At 70.0% G+C, this 19508-nt stretch carries 13 protein-coding genes; 9 read left to right on the top strand and 4 right to left on the bottom strand.

The window, feature by feature from the left end:
• Positions 1–32: 32 nt before the first annotated feature.
• A complete protein-coding gene (locus A2790_RS00405) occupies positions 33–1037 on the bottom strand; it encodes a nitronate monooxygenase family protein (protein WP_293386734.1) in 1005 nt (334 codons plus the stop codon).
• A 205-nt stretch (positions 1038–1242) separates the two neighbouring features.
• Here A2790_RS00405 and A2790_RS00410 point away from each other — a divergent pair, with 205 nt between their 5' ends.
• From A2790_RS00410 to scpA, 3 genes are all read left to right on the top strand, one after another.
• Entirely contained in the window at positions 1243–2268 is a 1026-nt protein-coding gene (locus tag A2790_RS00410; RefSeq protein ID WP_293386735.1) for an alpha/beta fold hydrolase, read from the top strand.
• A gap of 75 nt (positions 2269–2343) precedes the next feature.
• Positions 2344–3738, top strand: coding sequence for a methylmalonyl-CoA mutase family protein (locus A2790_RS00415; RefSeq protein WP_293386736.1), 1395 nt, complete (start codon positions 2344–2346; stop codon positions 3736–3738).
• On the top strand, positions 3735–5891 hold the full coding sequence (gene scpA / locus A2790_RS00420) for a methylmalonyl-CoA mutase (protein WP_293386737.1): 2157 nt from the start codon (positions 3735–3737) through the stop codon (positions 5889–5891). Before A2790_RS00415 ends, scpA begins: the two co-directional genes overlap by 4 nt.
• Positions 5892–5894: 3 nt before the next feature.
• Here scpA and A2790_RS00425 read toward each other — a convergent pair whose 3' ends face one another.
• Entirely contained in the window at positions 5895–7964 is a 2070-nt protein-coding gene (locus A2790_RS00425; RefSeq protein ID WP_293386738.1) for a winged helix-turn-helix domain-containing protein, read from the bottom strand.
• A gap of 104 nt (positions 7965–8068) precedes the next feature.
• Between A2790_RS00425 and A2790_RS00430 the strand changes: the two genes are divergently transcribed.
• Positions 8069–9976 (top strand): TonB-dependent receptor, encoded by a 1908-nt coding sequence (locus tag A2790_RS00430; RefSeq protein ID WP_293386739.1) that lies wholly within the window; start codon positions 8069–8071, stop codon positions 9974–9976.
• Here the strand turns inward: A2790_RS00430 and A2790_RS00435 are convergent.
• Both A2790_RS00435 and A2790_RS00440 read right to left on the bottom strand, forming a co-directional pair.
• The gene (locus A2790_RS00435; protein ID WP_293386740.1) at positions 9973–11979 is read right to left on the bottom strand and encodes a hypothetical protein; all 2007 of its coding nucleotides are present in this window, start codon (positions 11977–11979) and stop codon (positions 9973–9975) included. The two genes, A2790_RS00430 and A2790_RS00435, sit on opposite strands and share 4 nt — an antisense overlap.
• An 820-nt stretch (positions 11980–12799) precedes the next feature.
• A complete protein-coding gene (locus A2790_RS00440; RefSeq protein ID WP_293386741.1) occupies positions 12800–13168 on the bottom strand; it encodes a VOC family protein in 369 nt (122 codons plus the stop codon).
• Positions 13169–13816: 648 nt separating this feature from the next.
• Between A2790_RS00440 and A2790_RS00445 the strand changes: the two genes are divergently transcribed.
• The 5 genes from A2790_RS00445 to A2790_RS00465 all read left to right on the top strand — a co-directional run bounded on the left by A2790_RS00445 (position 13817) and on the right by A2790_RS00465 (position 19390).
• Positions 13817–15070, top strand: coding sequence for an acetyl-CoA C-acetyltransferase (locus A2790_RS00445; protein ID WP_293386742.1), 1254 nt, complete (start codon positions 13817–13819; stop codon positions 15068–15070).
• Complete coding sequence (locus tag A2790_RS00450) at positions 15070–15312, top strand: hypothetical protein (RefSeq protein WP_293386743.1); 243 nt, start codon at positions 15070–15072, stop codon at positions 15310–15312. Before A2790_RS00445 ends, A2790_RS00450 begins: the two co-directional genes overlap by 1 nt.
• Entirely contained in the window at positions 15309–15536 is a 228-nt protein-coding gene (locus A2790_RS00455) for a hypothetical protein (RefSeq protein ID WP_293386744.1), read from the top strand. The genes A2790_RS00450 and A2790_RS00455 overlap by 4 nt, the downstream gene beginning before the upstream one ends.
• Complete coding sequence (locus tag A2790_RS00460) at positions 15536–17194, top strand: amidohydrolase family protein (protein ID WP_293386745.1); 1659 nt, start codon at positions 15536–15538, stop codon at positions 17192–17194. Before A2790_RS00455 ends, A2790_RS00460 begins: the two co-directional genes overlap by 1 nt.
• Before the next feature lie 99 nt (positions 17195–17293).
• Positions 17294–19390 carry a catalase gene (locus A2790_RS00465; RefSeq protein ID WP_293386746.1) on the top strand — a complete coding sequence of 699 codons (2097 nt, stop codon included), beginning with the start codon at positions 17294–17296 and terminating at the stop codon, positions 19388–19390.
• Positions 19391–19508 lie beyond the last annotated feature (118 nt).

Raw genomic sequence — 19508 nt, forward strand, 5'->3', positions numbered from 1 at the left:
TAAGCTGAGCCTCGCCGCAGATTTCCTAAAGCCTACTCCGCCGCCATCAGGACGCGGCCCGCGGTGAAGGAGGTCTTGGTGGCGAGTTCGGACTTGGCCCGCTCGTACTCGTCGGACAGGCGGCCGACGAGCTCGGCCACGGTCGGCACGCTCTTCACGGCGCCGATCCCCTGGCCGCAGCCCCAGATGTCGCGCCAGGCCTTGGACTTCTGGTTGCCGCCCGATCCGAAGTTCATCTTCGACGGGTCCGAGTGCGGCAGGTCGTTGGGATCCATGCCCGCAGCGATGATCGACGGCTTCAGATAGTTGCCGTGCACGCCGGTGAAGAGGTTGGTGTAGACGATGTCGTCGCCGCTGGAGGCCACGATCATCTCCTTGTACGCCGGGTCGGCCGCGGCCTCCTGCGTGGCGATGAACGCCGAGCCCATGTAGGCCAGGTCCGCGCCCATGGCCTGGGCGCCCAGGATGGCGTGGCCATTGGCGATCGAGCCCGACAGGGCGATCGGCCCGTCGAACCACTCGCGCAGTTCCTGCACCAGGGCGAAGGGCGAGAGCTGGCCGGCATGGCCCCCGGCGCCGGCCGCCACGGCGATCAGGCCGTCGGCCCCCTTCTCCACGGCCTTGCGGCCGAAACGGTCGTTGATGATGTCGTGCAGGACCACGCCGCCATAGGAGTGCACCGCCGCGTTCACGTCCTCCCGCGCGCCCAGCGAGGTGATGACGATGGGCGCCTTCCACTTGGTCGAGGCCTCCAGGTCATGCTCCAGCCGGTCGTTGGTCTTGTGGACGATGTGGTTCACGGCGAACGGCGCCGACGGCGTGTCCGGGTGGTCGCGATCCCACGCCGCCAGCTCCTCGGTGATGCGGTGCAGCCACTCGTCCAGCAGCGAGGCTGGCCGCGCGTTCAGCGCCGGGAACGAGCCGACGATCCCCGCCTTGCACTGGGCGATCACGAGGTCGGGGACCGAGATGATGAACAGCGGGCTGCCGATCACCGGCAGGCGGAGGCGGTCGCGGAGAACGGGCGGCAGGGCCATGAGAGCGATCCTCGATGTTTGGCAGATAGGCCAGTTGTTAGATTTACGTTGTACGCAAACATGACGCGGCGGGCAATATCCCGACCCAGCGCGGAGATGTTGCCACCCTGACCCGACGGCGGCCAAGCCCGCTGCGATAGAACAACATTGCCGCTTCGACCCTGAGTTGGCCAAGATGCGGAGGCTTCACCTCCGGAGGCGTCCCATGGCCGCGATCAAGGTCTTCTTTGCCACCAACCGCAACTTCCAGCCGGGCAACAAGCTCCAGGCCTTCGGGGGCAAGTTCAACCCGGACGGCGTCGCGGCCCTGCGCTTCGGCTATGCGGAGTTCAACGCCGGCGCGGCCGGGCCGCAACTGGCCGGCGTGACGGTCTATCCCGAGCGCACCACCCAGACCGGCATCAAGGGCGGCTCCGAACGGTTCCTCGAAGACCTGCGCACCCTGATGAAGGGCGGGCTGTCGGACACCCTGGTCTTCATCCACGGCTTCAACGTCAGCTTCACCGGCGCGCTCGAGGCGGCCGCGCGGCTCGCGCAGGACGTGGTCATCGACGGGCGGCAGGTGAACGTCGTCCTGTTCAGCTGGCCGTCCGACGGCCAGGCGGTGCCGCTGATGTCCTACTACAGCGACCGGGAGGACGCGCGGGCGACCGGCCCTGCCCTGGCCCGGACCTATCTGAAGCTGCGCGACTACCTCGTGAAGCTGGACAGCGAGGAATACTGCCAGCGGCGACTTCACCTCCTGGCCCACAGCATGGGGGCCTATGTGCTGCGCCAGGGCCTCCAGGCCCTGATCGCCAAGGAGCCCACCGCCCTCAACCGCTTCTTCGACCAGATCATGCTGGCGGCGCCCGACGAGGACGACGACACCTTCGAGCACGACAGCAAGCTGAAGCTGCTGCCGCGCCTCGGCCGGCAGGTGACGGTCTATTTCAACCCCAACGACCGGGCCCTGCTGATCTCGGACAAGACCAAGACCAATCCCGACCGCCTGGGCTCGGACGGGCCGCGGCTGATCGACATGATCCCCAAGAAGATCGTGCTGGTGGACTGCCGCAACGTGGCCGGCGACGCCGACCCCCTGGTGCTGCACAGCTACTACATCCGCAGCCGAGCCATGGCCCGCGACCTCACTGAAGTCCTCCGCGGCGCTCCGCCTGAAAGCATCGGCAACCGGGCGTACATCACCGAGCAACGAAGCTGGCGGCTCGTGGCGGAGCTGGCGCCCTGACGTCCAAGGCGTTCACGCCCTCCTCTCCCCTTGCGTGAACTTGACGCCCGCGCGTGCGGGGGCGCAATTCCCGGCATGGCCGACACGACCCTTCTCGACCCTGGAATCCCACCCGCCGGCGAAGACGCCTGGCGCGCCCTTGTGGCCAAGACGCTGGGCGACAAGCCCTTCGAGAGCCTGGTCAAGTCCACCGTCGAAGGCCTCGAAATCGCTCCACTCTATGCGGCCAGCGAGCGGCCGGCCGCCTTTCCAGCCCGCCCCTTCGATGGCGAGCGGCCCTGGGACATCCGCGTGCTTTCCGCGCACGCTGATCCCGCGCGTGCAAACGCGGAGCTGCTGGCGGACCTGGAGGGCGGCGCAGCATCCGTGATCGTGAAGGGCCATGCCTCCGCCGAGGCGCTCGGCCGGGCGCTGAAGGACGTGATCGTCGAACTGGCCCCGGTCGGCCTTGACGCCGGATTCCTCGGTCCCAAGGCGGCCGACGCGCTGCACGCGGTGGCGAAGTCCTCGCCGGGCGCCAAGCTGAACCTCAACCTCGACCCCTTGAGCGCCTTCGCCGAGACAGGGAAAAGCCCTGGCCCGATCGAGAGCCACCTGGTCAGCGCCGCGACCCTGGGCGTGCGGCTGGCCCAGACTTATCCGCAGGCGCAGCTGTTCCTCGCCTCGGGCCGGGTGGCCCACGAGGCCGGCGGCGGCGAGGCGCTGGAGGTGGCCGTGGCCGCCGCGACCGCCATCGCCTACGCCAAGGCGCTGGTGCGGGCCGGCATGCCGGTGGCGGACGCCTTCGCGCGGATCACGTTGGGGCTGGCCGCCGACGGCGACTACTTCCTGACGCTGGCAAAGCTGCGCGCCGCGCGCGCCGTGTACGCCCGGATCGCGACGGCCTCGGGCGCCGGCGCCCTGGCCCGCATCGAGGCGCGCACCTCGCGCCGGATGCTGACCGCCCAGGACCCCTGGACCAACATGATCCGCCTGACCGCCGCCGGCTTCGGCGCCGCAGCCGGCGGGGCCGATGCGGTGGTGTTGGGATCCTTCACCGACGCCCTCGGACTGCCCACCGCCTTCGGCCGCCGCCAGAGCCGCAACACCCAGCTCGTCCTCATGGAAGAAGCCGGCATCGGCCGGGTGGCCGACCCCGCCGCCGGCTCCGGCTACGTCGAGTCCCTCACCGACCAGATCGCCCGGGCCGCCTGGGACCGGCTGCAGGCCATCGAAGCGGCCGGCGGGATCATCAAGGCGCTGGAAAACGGCTTGGTGGCGAAGGACGTCGAGGCGGCGGTCGCCGCGCGCGGGGAGCCCAAGATCCTCGGCGTCACCGCCTTCCCCCCGACCGACCCTGCGCCTGTGGAGGTGGAGCCGGGCGCCGCCGCCGCCCTGGATCCCGAAGCGGCGCGGCTCCCCGGCCCGGACGGCAAGTGCGTGGCGCTGAAGCCGGTTCGGCTGTCGGAAAAGCATGAGGTGACGGCGTGAGCTTCCCCGACTTCTCGACCCTGCCGTTCGACGGCGAGTTCGCCCCTTTCCCCGCCCCCGCCGGCGAGGCCTGGGCGACGCCCGAGGGCATCGACGTGCGCCCGGCCTACGCCGCCGCCGACATCGAGGGGCTGGCCGCGCTGGGCGGCTATCCGGGCCTGGCGCCGTTCGTGCGCGGCCCCTACCCGACCATGTACGCGACGAACCCGTGGACGATCCGCCAGTACGCGGGCTTCTCCACGGCCGAGGACTCCAACGCCTTCTACCGCCGCAACCTGGCGGCCGGGCAGATGGGCCTGTCGATCGCGTTCGACCTCGCCACCCACCGCGGCTACGACAGCGACCACCCGCGCGTGACCGGCGACGTCGGCATGGCGGGCGTCGCCATCGACAGCATCTACGACATGCGGACGCTGTTCGACGGCATCCCGCTCGACAAGATGACCGTCTCGATGACCATGAACGGCGCCGTTCTGCCGATCCTGGCGCTCTACATCGTGGCGGCGGAAGAACAGGGCGTGCCGCACGAGAAGCTGGCCGGCACGATCCAGAACGACATCCTGAAGGAGTTCCTGACCCGGAACACCTACATCTATCCGCCCGGCCCCTCGATGCGGATCATCGCGGACATCTTTGCCTACACCAGCAAGGAGATGCCGCGGTTCAACTCGATCTCGATCAGCGGCTACCACATGCAGGAAGCCGGGGCGACGCTGGACCTGGAGCTCGCCTACACCCTGGCCGACGGGATCGAATACGTCCGCGCAGGTGTCGCGGCCGGCATGACGGTCGACCAGTTCGCCCCGCGCCTGTCGTTCTTCTGGTGCGCCGGCATGAACATGTTCATGGAAGTCGCCAAGCAGCGGGCCAGCCGCCTGCTCTGGGCCAAGCTCATGAAGCAAGAGTTCGACCCCAAGGACGCCCGCTCGCTGGCCTTGCGCGCCCACACCCAGACCAGCGGCTGGAGCCTCGCAGCCCAGGACGTCTTCAACAACGTGCCGCGCACGGCCGTCGAGGCCATGGGCGCCACGGGCGGCCAAACCCAGAGCCTGCACACCAACTCCCTGGACGAGGCCCTGGCCCTGCCCACGGACTTCTCCGCCCGCATCGCGCGGAACACCCAGCTCTTCCTGCAGATGGAGAGCGGCCAGCCGCGGGTGGTCGATCCGTGGGGCGGCAGCTTCTACGTCGAGCGCCTGACCGCCGACTTGGCCAAGCGCGCCCTGACCCACATCGCCGAGGTCGAAGCCCTGGGCGGCATGGCCAAGGCCATCGAGGAAGGTCTGCCCAAGCGCCGGATCGAGGAGGCCTCGGCCCGGATCCAGGCGCGGATCGATAGCGGCAAGCAGAGCGTCGTGGGTGTGAACCGCTACCGCCCCGACGTGCCGGACGACATCCCGGTGCTCAAGGTCGACAACTCGGCGGTGCGCGCGGCGCAGATCGCCAAGCTGAACCGCCTGAAAGCCGAGCGCGACCCCGAGGCCGTAGCCGCGGCGCTGGACGCCCTGACCGCCGGCGCGGCGGGCAAGGCCAACCTCCTGGAACTGGCGGTCAACGCCGCCCGCGCCAAGGCTACGGTCGGCGAGATCAGCTTCGCCCTCGAGAAGGTGTTCAACCGCCACAAGGCGCACGCCGATGCCGTGAAGGGCGTCTACCTGCGCGAGGCCGGCGCCACCGCCGCCTCGGACCGGGCGCGGGCCATGACCGAGGCCTTCGTCCAGGCGGACGGCCGCAAGCCGCGGATCATGGTGGCCAAGATGGGCCAGGACGGCCACGACCGCGGCCAGAAGGTGATCGCCTCGGGCTTCGCCGACCTCGGCTTCGACGTGGAGATCGGCGACCTGTTCCAGACCCCCGCCGAGGCGGCCGCCGAGGCGGTGGAGACCGGCGTTCATGCGGTGGGCGCCAGCTCCCTGGCCGCCGGCCACCTGACCCTGGTGCCCGAGCTGAAGGCCGAGCTCGCCAAGCTAGGCCGGCCAGACATCCTGGTGTTCGTGGGTGGCGTGATCCCGCCCGAGGACTTCAAGGCCCTGGAGGACATGGGCGTCGCGGCGGTCTTCGCGCCCGGCACGGTGATCCCGGAAGCGGCGATCACGGTCCTGGACCGCCTGAACGAACAGCTCGGCTACGCCCAGGAGACGGCGGCGCAGTAGGCCCTACTTCGCCGCCAGGTCGAACATTCCTAAGTCCACCTGCTCGTCCAGATAGCGGGAGATGAGGACCGTGCCGTCGGGAGCCAGCCCCAGGGCGCTGGAGGCGGTGGGAACCACGGCGATCCGGCGCGCCGGCCCCTCCCAGGGGTGCAGCCACACCGCCGGCGGCGCTTCTCGCCGGGCGCGCAGCACATAGACGCCGTCGCGGCCCACCGTCCACGAGTCGCTGCCGGAGACGCTGACCTGCGGCCCCGGGCCGTCGAGCGGGCGAACCTGATCGCCCGTCGCCGCCCGGCCGAACAGCCGCCCGTCCGGCGCGATCTGAAGCTCGCGCACACCGGTGGCCGTCGTCGCCTGCGGCTGGCCCCCGCCCGCGGCGATCTTCATGACCCGGTAGCCCGCCGCGGTCCGCTGGACGTAGCGGATGCTGCCGTCCGGCGCCCAGACGGGGTCCAGCTTGTCCAGCCCATCCGTCGTGATCGCCCGCAGTTGCGAGCCGTCGCGGCGGACGGTGTAGAGCTCGGCCCGCCGTCCCTTCACCGCCACGAAAACCAGGCTGCGCCCGTCCGGCGACCACGACGGGCAGTGGACATAGCTGCCGCCGATGTTCGTCAGCCGCACGGACTGGCCGTTCGGATAGGTCACCCAAAGCTCCGATCCGCCGTTCCGGTTCGAGGCATAGGCCACCGCCCCGTCCGCCGCGCCGACGGGGTCCCAGTCGCTGCCGGTGGCGTTCGTCACCGGCTGGGTCGTCCCGTCCGGCGACAGCGCCAGGATGTTGGTGCGGATGCGCGAGGCCTCGACGACCACCCGGTTGCGCCGGTCGATGGACATGCGGCTGAAGCTGAGCTGGCCGGCGCCCAGGCTGATGCGCGTCGGGGGTCGGTCGCGGGCCGTGTCCACGGTCCACAGGCCGAACTCCCCGCCTCGGTTCGACGAATAGAACAGGTGCCGCCCGTCGGCCGACCACACGTAGCCGGCCGCCTTCCAGCCGTCGGTGGTCAGGGCGCGCTCGCGCCCGGTCTTCAGGTCCTTGAGGAACAGGTCGTCGGCCCCGTGCAGCAGGCTGCGGCGGAAGGCGATGTAACGGCCGCCCGGTGAGGTACTGGGATCGCTGTCACCCAGGGTCTCCGCCGGCGGCGCGGTCAGGTCGCGGGCGGCGCCGGTGGTCAGGTCCACCGCACGGATCCGCCAGAGCTGCCCAGGCCCGGGGCGGTCACCGATAGCCACGGTGTTGTCGTCCAGCCAGGCCACCCGGGTGTAGGTCGAGGACTGGCAGCGCGCGGCCACCCGTTCCGGCCCCACCGGCGCCGGGGCCACCACCAGGCTGCACGCCCCGTCCGGATGGCTGCGGACGAACACGATCCGGTCGCCACGGGGCGACCAGGCCGGGCTGTGGTCGTCGTGCGGGTGGCTGGTCATCCGGACCGGCGTGCCCTGGTCCACGCCGCGGATGTAGAGGTCGCGCCCCACCGTGGAATCCGGCCGCTGCGCATAGACCAGCTGCTGCCCGTTGGGCGAGATCGCCGGGTGCGTCTCCATCCCTGTCTCGGAGGTCAGCGGATGGTAGGCGGCGGTGGTCCAGGTCACCGGGCGCGGCGACAGGGCCAGCACCAGCACGCCCACGGCTGCCACGAGAGCAACGCCCAGCGCGATGACGAGCCGCCGCCGCGGCGCGCGCGGGGCCGACGTCGGCGCCGGTGCCTCGTTCGCCGCCACCGGCCGCACGCCGGCCCCGGCCTGGAGGCGGTAGCCCACCGTCGGGATGGTATCGAGGCGGATCTGCGGGTTGTCGCCCAGCGCCTTGCGCAGGTGGGCCACGCAGCGGTTCAGGGCGCCCTCAGTGACGATGCGGCCTTCCCAGCAGAGGTCGATCAGCTCGTCGCGGCTGACCGGATGGCCCTTGGCCCGCTGCAGCGCCACCAGGACCTTCATGACCCGCGGCTCCAGCGTCGTGACCTGCCCGCCGAACTCGACCTCCAGGGCCGAGGGACGCACCAGGGTGCCGGCCAGGCTGAACGGCAGCTCCCGGGCCAGCGCCAGCTTCGGCCATAGCGCGACATGTTCGTTCATCGCGAAACCATCACGTAGAAATCACGCCCGCAGCCACGCCGTCCCCGCCGCAACATCTGACAAACCGCCCGGTCTGAACAGTCAGGTTCGCCGGGATTACAACGATGTCACGCATCACCCGTCCGCTCTTCCTCGCCCTGGCGGCCGTCACGCCCGCCGCGGCCCAGGACAGCGCGGTGAAGTCCGCCGCCGACGCCTTCGGCGAGCGCGTGGGGATCGAACAGCTCGGCCTCTACAGCGAGGGTCAGGTGCGCGGCTTCGACCTCGGCGCCTCGGGCGCCTACCGGATCGAGGACGCCTACTTCAGCCGGGCCTCCCCCCTGAACGACCCGGTGCTGGCGGGCGTGGGCGTCCGCGTGGGGGTCAACGCGGCGCGCCTGGCCTATCCCGCGCCGTCGGGCGTGGTGAACTATCGCCTGCGCGAGGCGGGCCCGGTGAACCAGTTCAGCCTGGGCGCCGGCCTGCGCGACTTCGGCACGCGGACCATCGAGGGTAACGGCTCCTGGAAAAGCGAGGACGACCGGTTCAGCCTGACCGGCGGCTTCGTCGCCCGGCCCCTGGTCCGCTGGGCGCCCGGCACCGAGGGCGAGGCCGTGGATGTCGGCGTGGTCGGCGCCTGGCGGGTCTCGCCCGGCCAGAGGATCCGCGCCTTCGTCAGCCACTACGCGCGGAACTACGACGGCGACTACGCCATGAAGGCGGCAGACGGCGCCGTGCCGCCGAACCCGCGGGCGGTGCACAACTATGGCCCCGACTGGGCGCGGGTGGAGGCGGCCAACACCAACCTGGGCGTCCTCTACGACGGCGCGTTCGGCGACTGGTCGGTGAACCTGTCGGCCTTCCGCTCGATCTTCGACAACGACCGCGCCGACTTCACGGTGGTCGAGACGCGGGCCGACGGCTCGGTGCGAGGCAAGACCCTGGTCAATCCGGGACGCACCAACGTGTCCGACAGCGCCGAGGCGCGGGTCAGCCGCGTGGTCCGCACGGGCGAGCTCAGCCACCTCTTCAGCATCTCGGCCCGCGGCCGGCGTAGCGAGGTGGACCTGGCCTCCAGCCTCGCCGTCGACATCGGCGCCTACACCCTGGCCGGCAAGCCGCCACCCAGCGCCGAGCCCCGCTGGTCCGGCGCCCGGGGCCTGGACGTGGTGGAGCAGGTCACCGGCTCGGTGGGCTATGGCCTGGCCTGGGGCGACCGGCTGCAGCTGCGCCTGGGCGCCCACCGCACCCGCTACGACAAGACCGTCGACACGGTGAGCGGCGCCCGGACCCGCGGGGTCAGCGAGACCACCCTCTACAACGCCTCGGCCATCGTCAGCATCACGCCACGCACCGCGGTGTTCGGCAGCTGGGTGACCGGCCTGGAGGAATCCGGCGTCGCCCCCCAGTCGGCTGCCAACCGCAACGAGGTGCTGCCCCCCGTCGAGGCCGAGCAGTTCGAGCTGGGCGTGCGCCACGCCCTGACCCCGGACCTGACGCTCATCGGCGCGGTCTTCGACGTCTCCAAGCCCACCACCGGCTTCCGCGCCGACGGCGCCTTCGACCTGGTGGGCCGCGTCCGCCATCGCGGGATCGAGGGGTCGCTGGCGGGCAAGCTGGACGAGAAGACCAGCATCGTCCTGGGCGCCGTGGTGTTCGAGCCCGAGGTCACCGGCCCGCTGGTGGACGCCGGCGTGGTCGGATCGCGCGCCGCCGGCATCTCGACCACCGTGGTCAACGCCAGCGTCGAGCGCGAACTCGCCGCCGGCTGGTCCGTGGACGCCCAGTTCACCTACTGGGGCGAGCGGTGGGCGGACAGCGGCAACACGTTCAAGACCCCCGCCGCGCCCCTGCTCAACATCGGGGCCCGCCGGCGCTTCGAGCTGGCCGGCCGGCCGGCGCAGTTCCGGGTCCTGGCCTCGAACATCACCGCCGAGGGCGGCTACTGGGCCTCGCCCTCCAGCCTCCTGTGGCCCATCGCGCCGCGCACGGTGAGGGCCATGCTGACCCTCACCTTCGGCCCGAAGGGCTAGCGGCCGCCCGTCGGCCGGGCCGGCGCGTTGCTGGCCTCGGCGGAGCCGCGGCGGCGGCCGGGAAGGAGGGCCTGGGCCGCCGCCAGCTCGGCCTTGTCCAGCGCGCCGTCCTTGCTGGTGTCGATGCGGTCGAAGTAGGTGGCGATCATCGAGCCGAGCTGGCCCTTGGCCTCGGCCTTCTGCAGCTTGCCGTCCAGGTTGTCGTCCATCATCCCCATCAGGCGGGTCGGCGCGAACCGGGCGTCGCTGTCCACCTGCTTCGCCGCCGTCTCGTCCAGCCAGCGGAACGACAGCTGGGTGAACAGCATCTCCTCGTGGCTCTGCTCGCCCCAGGTGACCTTGATGGTCGGGTCGGGGTTGGCCGGGTTCCGCTTGGAGTTGTCGTAGACGTAGTTGGCGATGATCCGCGAGCCCGCCGGGATCTTCACCGGCTTTTCGAACGTGTAGGCCCGCTGCCAGTTGAAGTCGTAGCGCGGCATGCTCAGCAGCAGCGTCTTCTTCCCATCCGGCGTCTGCAGCCACAGGTCGTTGGCGTAGGCGCGGTAGTGGGCGTGCGGGAAGGCCGAATAGAGCAGCGCGTCGTTGGGGAACTCCACATAGGCCACTTCCTTGTGGCGGCCGCTGTTGGCGGCGATCGTGATGGTGGGGTCGATCACCACCACGCTGCGCATCATCAGCTCCGGCGGCTTGTCGTAGAAATAGACCCCGATCTTGGAGTTATCGACCGCCTCCTTGCCATAGGGCGTGTAGTGCATCTGGAAGCCGATGGCCCCGCCCGGCGGCAGATAGCTGCCCACGTTCGACGCATAGATGTTCGACTCCGCGCCAACGGCATAGCCGCCCACCGAGCCCTTCCACCGGGTCTCCGACGACTGGCCGTTGGCCGGCATCTCGCTCATCCAGCCGGTGAGGACGTGGTGCACCGACTGGCGGTCGCCCGGCTTCACCGTCGTGGCGCGGATCCACTTGCCCTCGGTCAGGGTGTTTGCAATCGCCGGCCGCTGATAGTCCACGATGCCGGAGGCCGGCACTTTGAACGCCGGGATGTCGATCACCATGTCCGGCTTGCCCAGCGGCCACTCGGCGGCCACGTGCTTCACCGCGCCCAGCGGGTCGGTCCCCTCGCCGCGCGGCGCCCCGGCCTCGATCCAGTGGACCAGCGTCTTGATCTCCGCCGGCGACAGGTTCTTGTCGTCCGAGAATTTCCCCACATGCGGATCGGCGTTGTACGGCGGCATCCGGTCGGTGCGGATCACCTCGCGGATCATGGGCGAGAAGCCCTTGACCATCTCGTAGTTGGTCATGGCGAAGGGGCCGATGCCGCCCTCCTGGTGGCAGGCCACGCACTTGGCCTCCAGGATCGGCGCCACGTCCTTCACATAGGTCAGCTTCGCCCCCGCCCCGCGCTCGGGGAACGCGATCGGCGCGCCCGTCAGCGCCGCGGTCGAGGCCGGGATCGGCTGGCCGGCCGCCAGGGCGTCCAGCGCCGGGCCCACGCCGGCCACCGGACCGCGATAGACGACCTGCCAGGTCTTGGGGTTGATCACGAACGCCTCGGCCGAGCGGGTGACCCCCAGGCCCTCGCCCACCAGCTGGTTCACGTCCATGAGGATCGGCAGCTCGAAACCCACCTTCCCCGCCTCGGCCAGGATCGCCTCGCGGCGGTCCTTCAGGCTGGAGTTCAGCAGCCTGAACTCCACGCCCTTGGCGCCGTAGGACGCGGCCAGCGCCTTCAGCGCCGGCGCCGCCGCGCGGATCGCCGCATCGCCGTTCGCCTGGGTCACGATCACCACCGCGGGCGCGTCCGACAGCCGGTACAGCTCGTGCGCCTCCAGGCCCGCGTCCACCAGCATGAAGTTGTCCACGTTCGCCGGCGCCGAGGCTGAGGCGCTGATCGCCGACCCCTGCGCCATCGCGCTGGGAGCGGTCGTGTCGGTGGCGCAACTCGAAAGCAGGGCGGTGGAGGCCAGGAGGGCCAGGACGCCATAGCGGGCGGTGCTCATGAGTTGTCCCCCAAACGAATTTTCTGAGCCGGTCCAGCCGGCATAGTTGAACGCCCCGTCACTTTCCGGGCCCAACATTACGCCAATATTTCGAAAGCCCGGGATGCCCCGAACGCGGCGCCCGTGTCGGCGTCGGCGCCACGGACCACGGACGCCCCTCCTCTCCCCCACGCGAAGAGAGAGGGGAGAGGAATCAAAGTTAGCGACCCATCCGTCTGCGACCCCGGAAGACCCGCTTGTCGGCCATCGACGAACGTCCGCTGTCTGGCTCACCAAGAGAGACCGCCTTCGACCCTTAGCGGTCGGGTTCCACAACCGCCTTCCTAGAATCTCCCTAGTCGGATGCGCGAGCGCGGACGACCTTGCCGGTGGCCTTGTCCACCGTGATGATCGGCCCGCCCGTGCCCGTCACTCCCCAAGGGGGCGGCGGAGGGAAGTGCACTTCCCACTGTCCTCGAACATCAGCGATCCGAGCTGGTCGCGCAGTTCTTTCCCGAAGGCGAGGCAGGCGTTCCGCATAGGCGCGTGCGACGGATACTGCCCTCACCTCGTCCGGATGAGATGGCACACGGGTCTGCACTGATCCGTCTTGTAGATAGAGGAGAGCCAGGACGGGCAGAAGGATGGCCACGGCGACCAGCGCCAAGAGCTTGCCGTTTAGCGCTGGGGCCATCTGGGCTTCCGGAGTGACTGAGCTTCAGCTTAGTGGGCTCAGAGTCCGCAATCCACCCCGCGCAGCCATTCCTCAGGTCCGCTTCCGCGGCGACACACCTGCCCCCCGCCAACATGCGGATCGTCGCCGGCCAGGTTGCCCTGACCGTCAGCCGTTCCCCAGCATCACCAGGTTGCCCTCGCTGTCGCGGAACAGGGCATAGCGCTCGCCCGGCCGCCAGGGCGCGTCCTGGGGGCCTTGCGTGAACACCACGCCCTTGGCGCCCAGCGCGGCGAAGCTGTCGTCCACGTCATCGGAGATCAGGATCAGGTCCGGCTCGTCCGACGGCAGATCGTCGGGCCGCCGCGTGAAGACGATCCGCGTCTCAGCCTCGCCGACCGACAGCTCGATCCAGCGGAAGCCCTCGCCATAGGGCTCGTCCGCCGCGACGGTCAGGCCCAGCCTGTCGCGCCAGAATTCAAGGGCTCGGTCCTGGTCGCGCACCGGCAGATTGGCGAATTTCACGTGCCGCAGCATGGCCCGATCCTAGAGGCTGCCAGGAACTGAGGCGATCCTTGGCATCTCCTCACCCGGAGGGGGAGGGGGACCGCCCGCAGGGCGGTGGAGGGGGAACGCTCCATCCGCCGAGCTCGTGGCAAAGCCCCCTCCACCATGCTGCGCATGGTCCCCCTCCCCCTACGGGTGAGGAGAAGGAGCCAGGAAGCCGGCCCGCCAGTCCCCAAGAGCCTCCAGATCCAGGCTCCAGACACGGAAACGCCCTCCCCGGGTGCTAACTAGGGAGGGCGTTTGGCATCGGCCCAAAGGCGTCAGCCTCCCGTCTGCGCCTTCCCACCAGGCGCGGCGACGATCGTTTGGGTCGAGGCTTGAGCAGCCGATCGCCCCAAATTTCATCAGCTCTATGGTTAAGCCTGATCACATCCGCGCCACATGGTCCACCCCTCTACGCCTGCCAGGCGAATACCTGGGCTTTACCTGCGCGCCTTTTCAACTCGCAGGCGAATCAGCGGGGTTGAGGCTCGGACGACCCACCGGCCTTTCTGGCGCATCCGTCAGTTTTCACCGCGACGGCGGTGACACGCGCGCGCCCCACAACCCCCCTAGACTGACCTTACGGACGGAGAAGAACCTGCGGGGAAAGAACGCCTAGCCTCGCGAGGAAAGACCATGCCCGAAGCCCTGATCATCGACGCCGCCCGCACGCCCCGGGGCGTCGGCAAGGTCGGCAAGGGAGCGCTCGCCGACGAGCATCCCCAGCGTCTCGCCGCCACGGTCCTGGCCGCGATCGCCAAGCGCAACGACCTCAACACCGCCGACGTCGACGACGTGATCTGGGGCACCTCGTCCCAGCGCGGCAAGCAGGGCAATGACATGGGCCGCATGGCCGCCCTGGACGCCGGCTACGACATCAAGGCCAGCGGCGTCACCCTCGACCGCTTCTGCGGCTCCGGCATCACCGCCGTGAACCTGGCCGCGGCCCAGATCATGTCGGGCATGGAAGACCTGGTCATCGCCGGCGGCTGCGAGATGATGTCGTACACCGCCGCCAGCGCGCCGCAGCACGCCGCCTTCTTCGAGGGGCCGGCGCTGATGGACGCCGGCAACACCCACCTGCGCAAGCTGCACCCCCAGTCGCACCAGGGCATCTGCGCCGACGCCATCGCGACCATGGAGGGCATCAGCCGCGAGGCGCTGGACGAGCTGGCCTACGTCAGCCAACAGCGCGCGGACCACGCCATCCGCAACGGCCACTTCGACCGCTCGCTGGTGCCGGTCTATCACGAGGACGGCACCCTGGCGCTGGACCGCGAGGAGTTCCCGCGTCCGCAAACCACCCGTGAGGGCCTGGCCAGCCTGAAGCCCTCGTTCGAGGCCATGGCCAATGCGCCGCTGGACGACAAGGGCACCACGTTCGCGGGCCTGATCAACCAGGTCTATCCGGACCTGAAGATCCAGCACTTCCACCACGCGGGGAACTCCTCCGGCGTCGTGGACGGCTCGGCCGCCGTGCTGCTGGCCTCGCCGGAATATGCGGCCAAGCACGGCCTGAAGGCCCGCGCCCGCGTGGTCGCCATGGCTAACGTCGGCGACAGCCCGACCCTGATGCTGAACGCCCCGGTCCCGGCCGCCTACAAGGTGCTGAAGAAGGCGGGCCTCACCCCCGACGACATCGACCTGTGGGAGATCAACGAGGCCTTCGCCGTCGTCGCCGAGAAGTTCATCCGCGATCTCAAGCTCGACCGCGAGAAGGTCAATGTGAACGGCGGCGCCATGGCCCTGGGCCATCCGATCGGCGCCACCGGCTCGATCCTGATCGGCACCATCATCGACGAGCTGGAGCGCCGCGACCTCAAGCGCGGCCTCGTCACCATGTGCGCGGCGGGCGGCATGGCCCCGGCGATCATCGTCGAGCGGGTCTGATGAGCCTTCCGGGCGGGGAGACGATATCCGCCTCGCCTGCACTGTCGCGCCAGCGCCGGTTCGTGACGCCCGGGCCGGACGAGACGGTGGAGGCGCTCGCCCTGCGGGCCCTCCCCGGCCAGCCGGTGGAGGCGGCCGTGGACGCCATCCGGAGCTGGAACCTGCACATCTTCGCCATGCGCAAGCCGGCGGGACTGCTGTTGGGTTCGGACGTGGTGTTCGTGGAGCCGCCGCTCGGATGAGTCCGCGGGCCGGCGAGGGCGAGGCCGTCATCGTCGGCGCCGAGGTCGTGGCCGGCCATGACGGCTCGGCCGAACTGGTGGTGCGCCTGCGCCACGCGAACGGCGCGGAAGCGCCGCTGGTGCTGGATGAAGAGGCCGGCCTCAGGCTGATGCGGAACTGCGGGGCGTCGCACGTCGACGACCTCGCAGGCCAGTCCTGGCGGCGGATCCTGGAGGGAAGCTGATGTTCGACGTCATCGTGCGGGGCGGCCTGGTGGTCGACGGCTCGGGCCAGCCCGGGTTCCAGGGCGACGTGGCGGTCAAGGACGGCCGCATCGCCGCCGTGGGCCGGGTCGAGGGCGAGGCCCGCCAGGTGGTGGACGCCGCCGGCCGCGTCGTCGCGCCGGGCTTCATCGACCCCCACACTCACTTCGACGTCCAGCTCCTGTGGGACGGCGCGGCCCGGCCGGCGCTGGAGCACGGGGTCACCTGCGTGGTGCCCGGCAACTGCTCCCTGTCGCTGGCGCCGCTCAAGGCCGCCGACCGCCCGCGGGTGGTGGGGATGTTCCAGCAGATCGAGGAAATGCCGCCCGAGGCCTTCACCACCGCCTTCGACTGGACCTGGGAAGACTTCGCCGGCTACCGCGCCGCCATCGAGAAGGCGCTGTCGATCAACGTCGCCCCGCTGGTCGGCCACAGCGTCATCCGGCTCTGGGTCATGGGCCCTGCGGCCCAGGAACGCGCTGCCACGCCGGACGAGATCGCGGCCATGCAGGACCTGCTGCGTCAGTGCCTCGACGCCGGCGCCGTGGGCCTCTCCACCAGCTTCGTGGACATCGACGAGAACGGCCGCCCGGTGCCCAGCCGCTTCGCCCAGTTCGAGGAGTTGGACGCCCTCGCCGCCGTGCTCGGCGAGTACGGCCGGATGCTGCAGTGCGTGCCCGAGTTCTACGCCACCGACATCACCATCGCGCGCATCGACCAGTTCGCCGAGCTCAGCCTGAAGCACAACATCCCCACCACCTTCTCGCCGCTCTTCGACACCTCGGCGGTGCCGGACAACGCCCCCCGCGCCATCGCCCGGGTCGAGGAGCAGTTCGCCCGCGGCGCGCGCGTCTGGCCGCAGATGCAGACCCGGCCCATCGACATCAGCTTCAGCCTGCTGCGGCCCAGCCTGTTCTTCGCGCGGCTGCCGCGCTGGGTGCGGGTCCTGCGCCTGCCGCTGGAGGCGCGGCTGGCCGCCCTGCGCGACCCCGACACCGTCGCCAAGCTCGTGGCCGACACCGGCCCGGATGGCGGCGAGGCGATGATGGGCCGCCTGATCCTGCGCGGCGGCGACGCCGCCCCGGCTGAACTGGCCGGCAAGACCCTGTCCGAGATCGCCAAGGCGCGCGGGCAGGTCCCGGCCCAGGCCCTGATCGACCTCAGCCTGGAGCATGGGCTGGACGTCGCCTTCCTGTCGGCCAGCCAGGGACACCAGTCCACCGACCGCATCGGCCCGATGCTCGCCCACCCCCTGGTCCATATCGGCGCCAGCGACGGCGGGGCGCACATCGCCTCGTTCTCCACCTACGGCGACACCGGCTACCTGTTCAGCGAGTTCGTCCGGAAGGGGCGCCACCTCAGCCTGGAGCAGGCCGTGGCCAAGATCACCGGCGAGACGGCGGACATCTGGGGCCTGAAGGACCGCGGCCGCCTCCAGCCCGGCCTCGCCGCCGACATCGTGGTCTTCGACGCCGAGACCATCGACCGCGAGGCCGAGCTGCCGACCTTCGACATGCCGGGCGATGGCATGCGCTATGTCCGCGCCGCGCGCGGAATCGACACCGTGCTGGTGAACGGCGAGGTCGCCTACGCGAACGGCGCCTACACCGAAGCGAGGGCCGGCGTGGTCTGCGTCTGAGGGCTCCGGCGCGAATCTGAGGGGCCGCCTGCGACTAACCGCCCCGTCGGGCGTTAGCGAAGCCAGCGCATCTCGCCTCAGCTTCCAGGACGCTCACCCATGCCCAATTCCAAGGGCGCGCCGACGCGCGCCGCAAACTCGACCGTGGGAAATGGCGGGGAGACCCACCAGACCGCCTCGACGCCGGACACGCGCCTGACGACGAACCACGGCACGCCGCTCAGCGACAACCAGAACTCCCTGAAGGCCGGCGGCCGCGGGCCGACGCTTCTGGAGGACTTCATCCTCCGCGAGAAGATCCAGCACTTCGACCACGAGCGGATCCCTGAGCGGATCGTCCACGCCCGCGGATCGGCGGCCCACGGCGTCTTCGAGCTGACCAAGTCGCTGTCGAAGTACACCCGCGCCAAGGTGCTGACCGAGGTCGGCGAACAGACCGAGGTTTTCGTGCGCTTCTCCACGGTGGCGGGCGGCGCCGGTTCGGTGGATACGCCCCGCGACGTCCGCGGCTTCGCCACCAAGTTCTACACCAAGGAAGGCAACTGGGATCTCGTCGGCAACAACATCCCGGTCTTCTTCATCCAGGACGCGATCAAGTTCCCCGACCTCGTCCACGCGGTGAAGATGGAGGCGGACCGCGCCTATCCGCAGGCCGCCAGCGCCCACGACACGTTCTGGGATTTCGTCGGCCTCATGCCCGAGACCACCCACATGATCATGTGGGCCATGTCGGACCGAACCATCCCGCGCTCCCTGCGGATGATGGAAGGGTTCGGGGTCAACACCTTCCGCCTGCTGAACGACAAGGACGAGGCCACCTTCGTCAAGTTCCACTGGCGGCCGAAGCTGGGCACGCAGTCCACCTGCTGGGACGAGGCGGTCAAGATCGCCGGCGCCGATCCGGACTATCACCGCCGCGACCTGTTCGAGGCCATCGAGAGCGGGAACTTCCCGGAATGGGAGTTCGGCGTTCAGCTGCTGAGCCAGGCCGAGGCGGACGCCCTGCCCTTCGATATCCTGGACGCCACCAAGGTGATCCCCGAGGAGCTGGTCCCGATCCAGATCGTCGGCCGGATGGTCCTGAACCGGAACCCGGACAACTTCTTCGCCGAGACCGAACAGGCCGCCTTCCTGCCCACCAACATGCCCCCCGGCATCGACGTCTCGGAGGACCCGCTGCTGCAGGGTCGGCTGTTCTCGTACCAAGACACCCAGCTCTCCCGCCTGGGCACGGTGAATTTCCACCAGATCCCGATCAACCAGCCCAAGGGCTGCCCCTTCCAGAACCTGCAGCGCGACGGCCACATGCAGATGCTGGTCCCCAAGGGCCGCGCCAACTACGAGCCCAACAGCCTGGCCGAGGTCGGCGAGGTGGGCGGGCCGCGTGAGGATCCCAAGGGCGGCTTCCGCAGCGCGCCGGTGGCCTTCGACGGGCCCAAGGTCCGGCTCCGCGCCGAGACCTTCGCCGACCACTACAGCCACGCCCGGATGTTCTTCCACTCCCTGACCGCGGTCGAGCAGGCCCACCTGGCCAGCGCCCTGGTGTTCGAGCTGTCGAAGTGCAGTTTCGAACACGTGCGCAACCGCGTCATGGGCAACCTCCAGAACGTGGACGCCGACCTCGCCGCCCGGGTGGCCAACGGCCTCAACATGCCGCTGCCGCCGGCCAATCCGGCCGCCGCGCCGCCGCAGGACATGGCGCCGTCTCCGCCCCTGCGCCTGGTCGGCAAGTACCCGGACACGCTGATGGGCCGCGCCGTCGCCATCCTGGTGACGGACGGCGCCGACGGCGCGATCGTCGAGGCCGTGCGGTCCGCCGTCGTGGCCGAAGGCGCGAGCGTGAAGATCGTGGCGCCCAAGGTCGGCGGCGTGACGCTGAAGGGCGGCAAGGCGCTGCCCGCCGACGGGCAGCTCGCCGGCATGCCCTCGGTCCTGTTCGACGCCGTGGCCCTGGTGGTCTCGGCCGAGGGCTGCGCCCAGCTCCTCGGCGAGAGCGCGGCCACGGACTTCGTCGCGGACGCCTTCGTACACTTGAAGGCCATCGGCCACACCCCGGAAGCTCAGCCGCTGCTGGACAAGGCCGCCGTCCAGCCCGACGCCGGCGTGGTCGACCTGACCGGCGACGCCAAGTCCTTCGTCGCCCCGGCGTCCACCCGGCAATGGGACCGGGAGCCCAAGGTCAGAATGCTGGCCTGACCGACCTAAATACTTACCAAGAAGTTAACGCGGCGCCTTTTGACTCAAGCCAGATCAAGAGGCGCCGTCGTTTTGCCCCATTTAGACTGCAACCATGGGAACTGACGACCGCAATCAG

Source organism: Phenylobacterium sp. RIFCSPHIGHO2_01_FULL_69_31, from assembly GCF_001824475.1.
Taxonomy (GTDB): domain Bacteria; phylum Pseudomonadota; class Alphaproteobacteria; order Caulobacterales; family Caulobacteraceae; genus Phenylobacterium.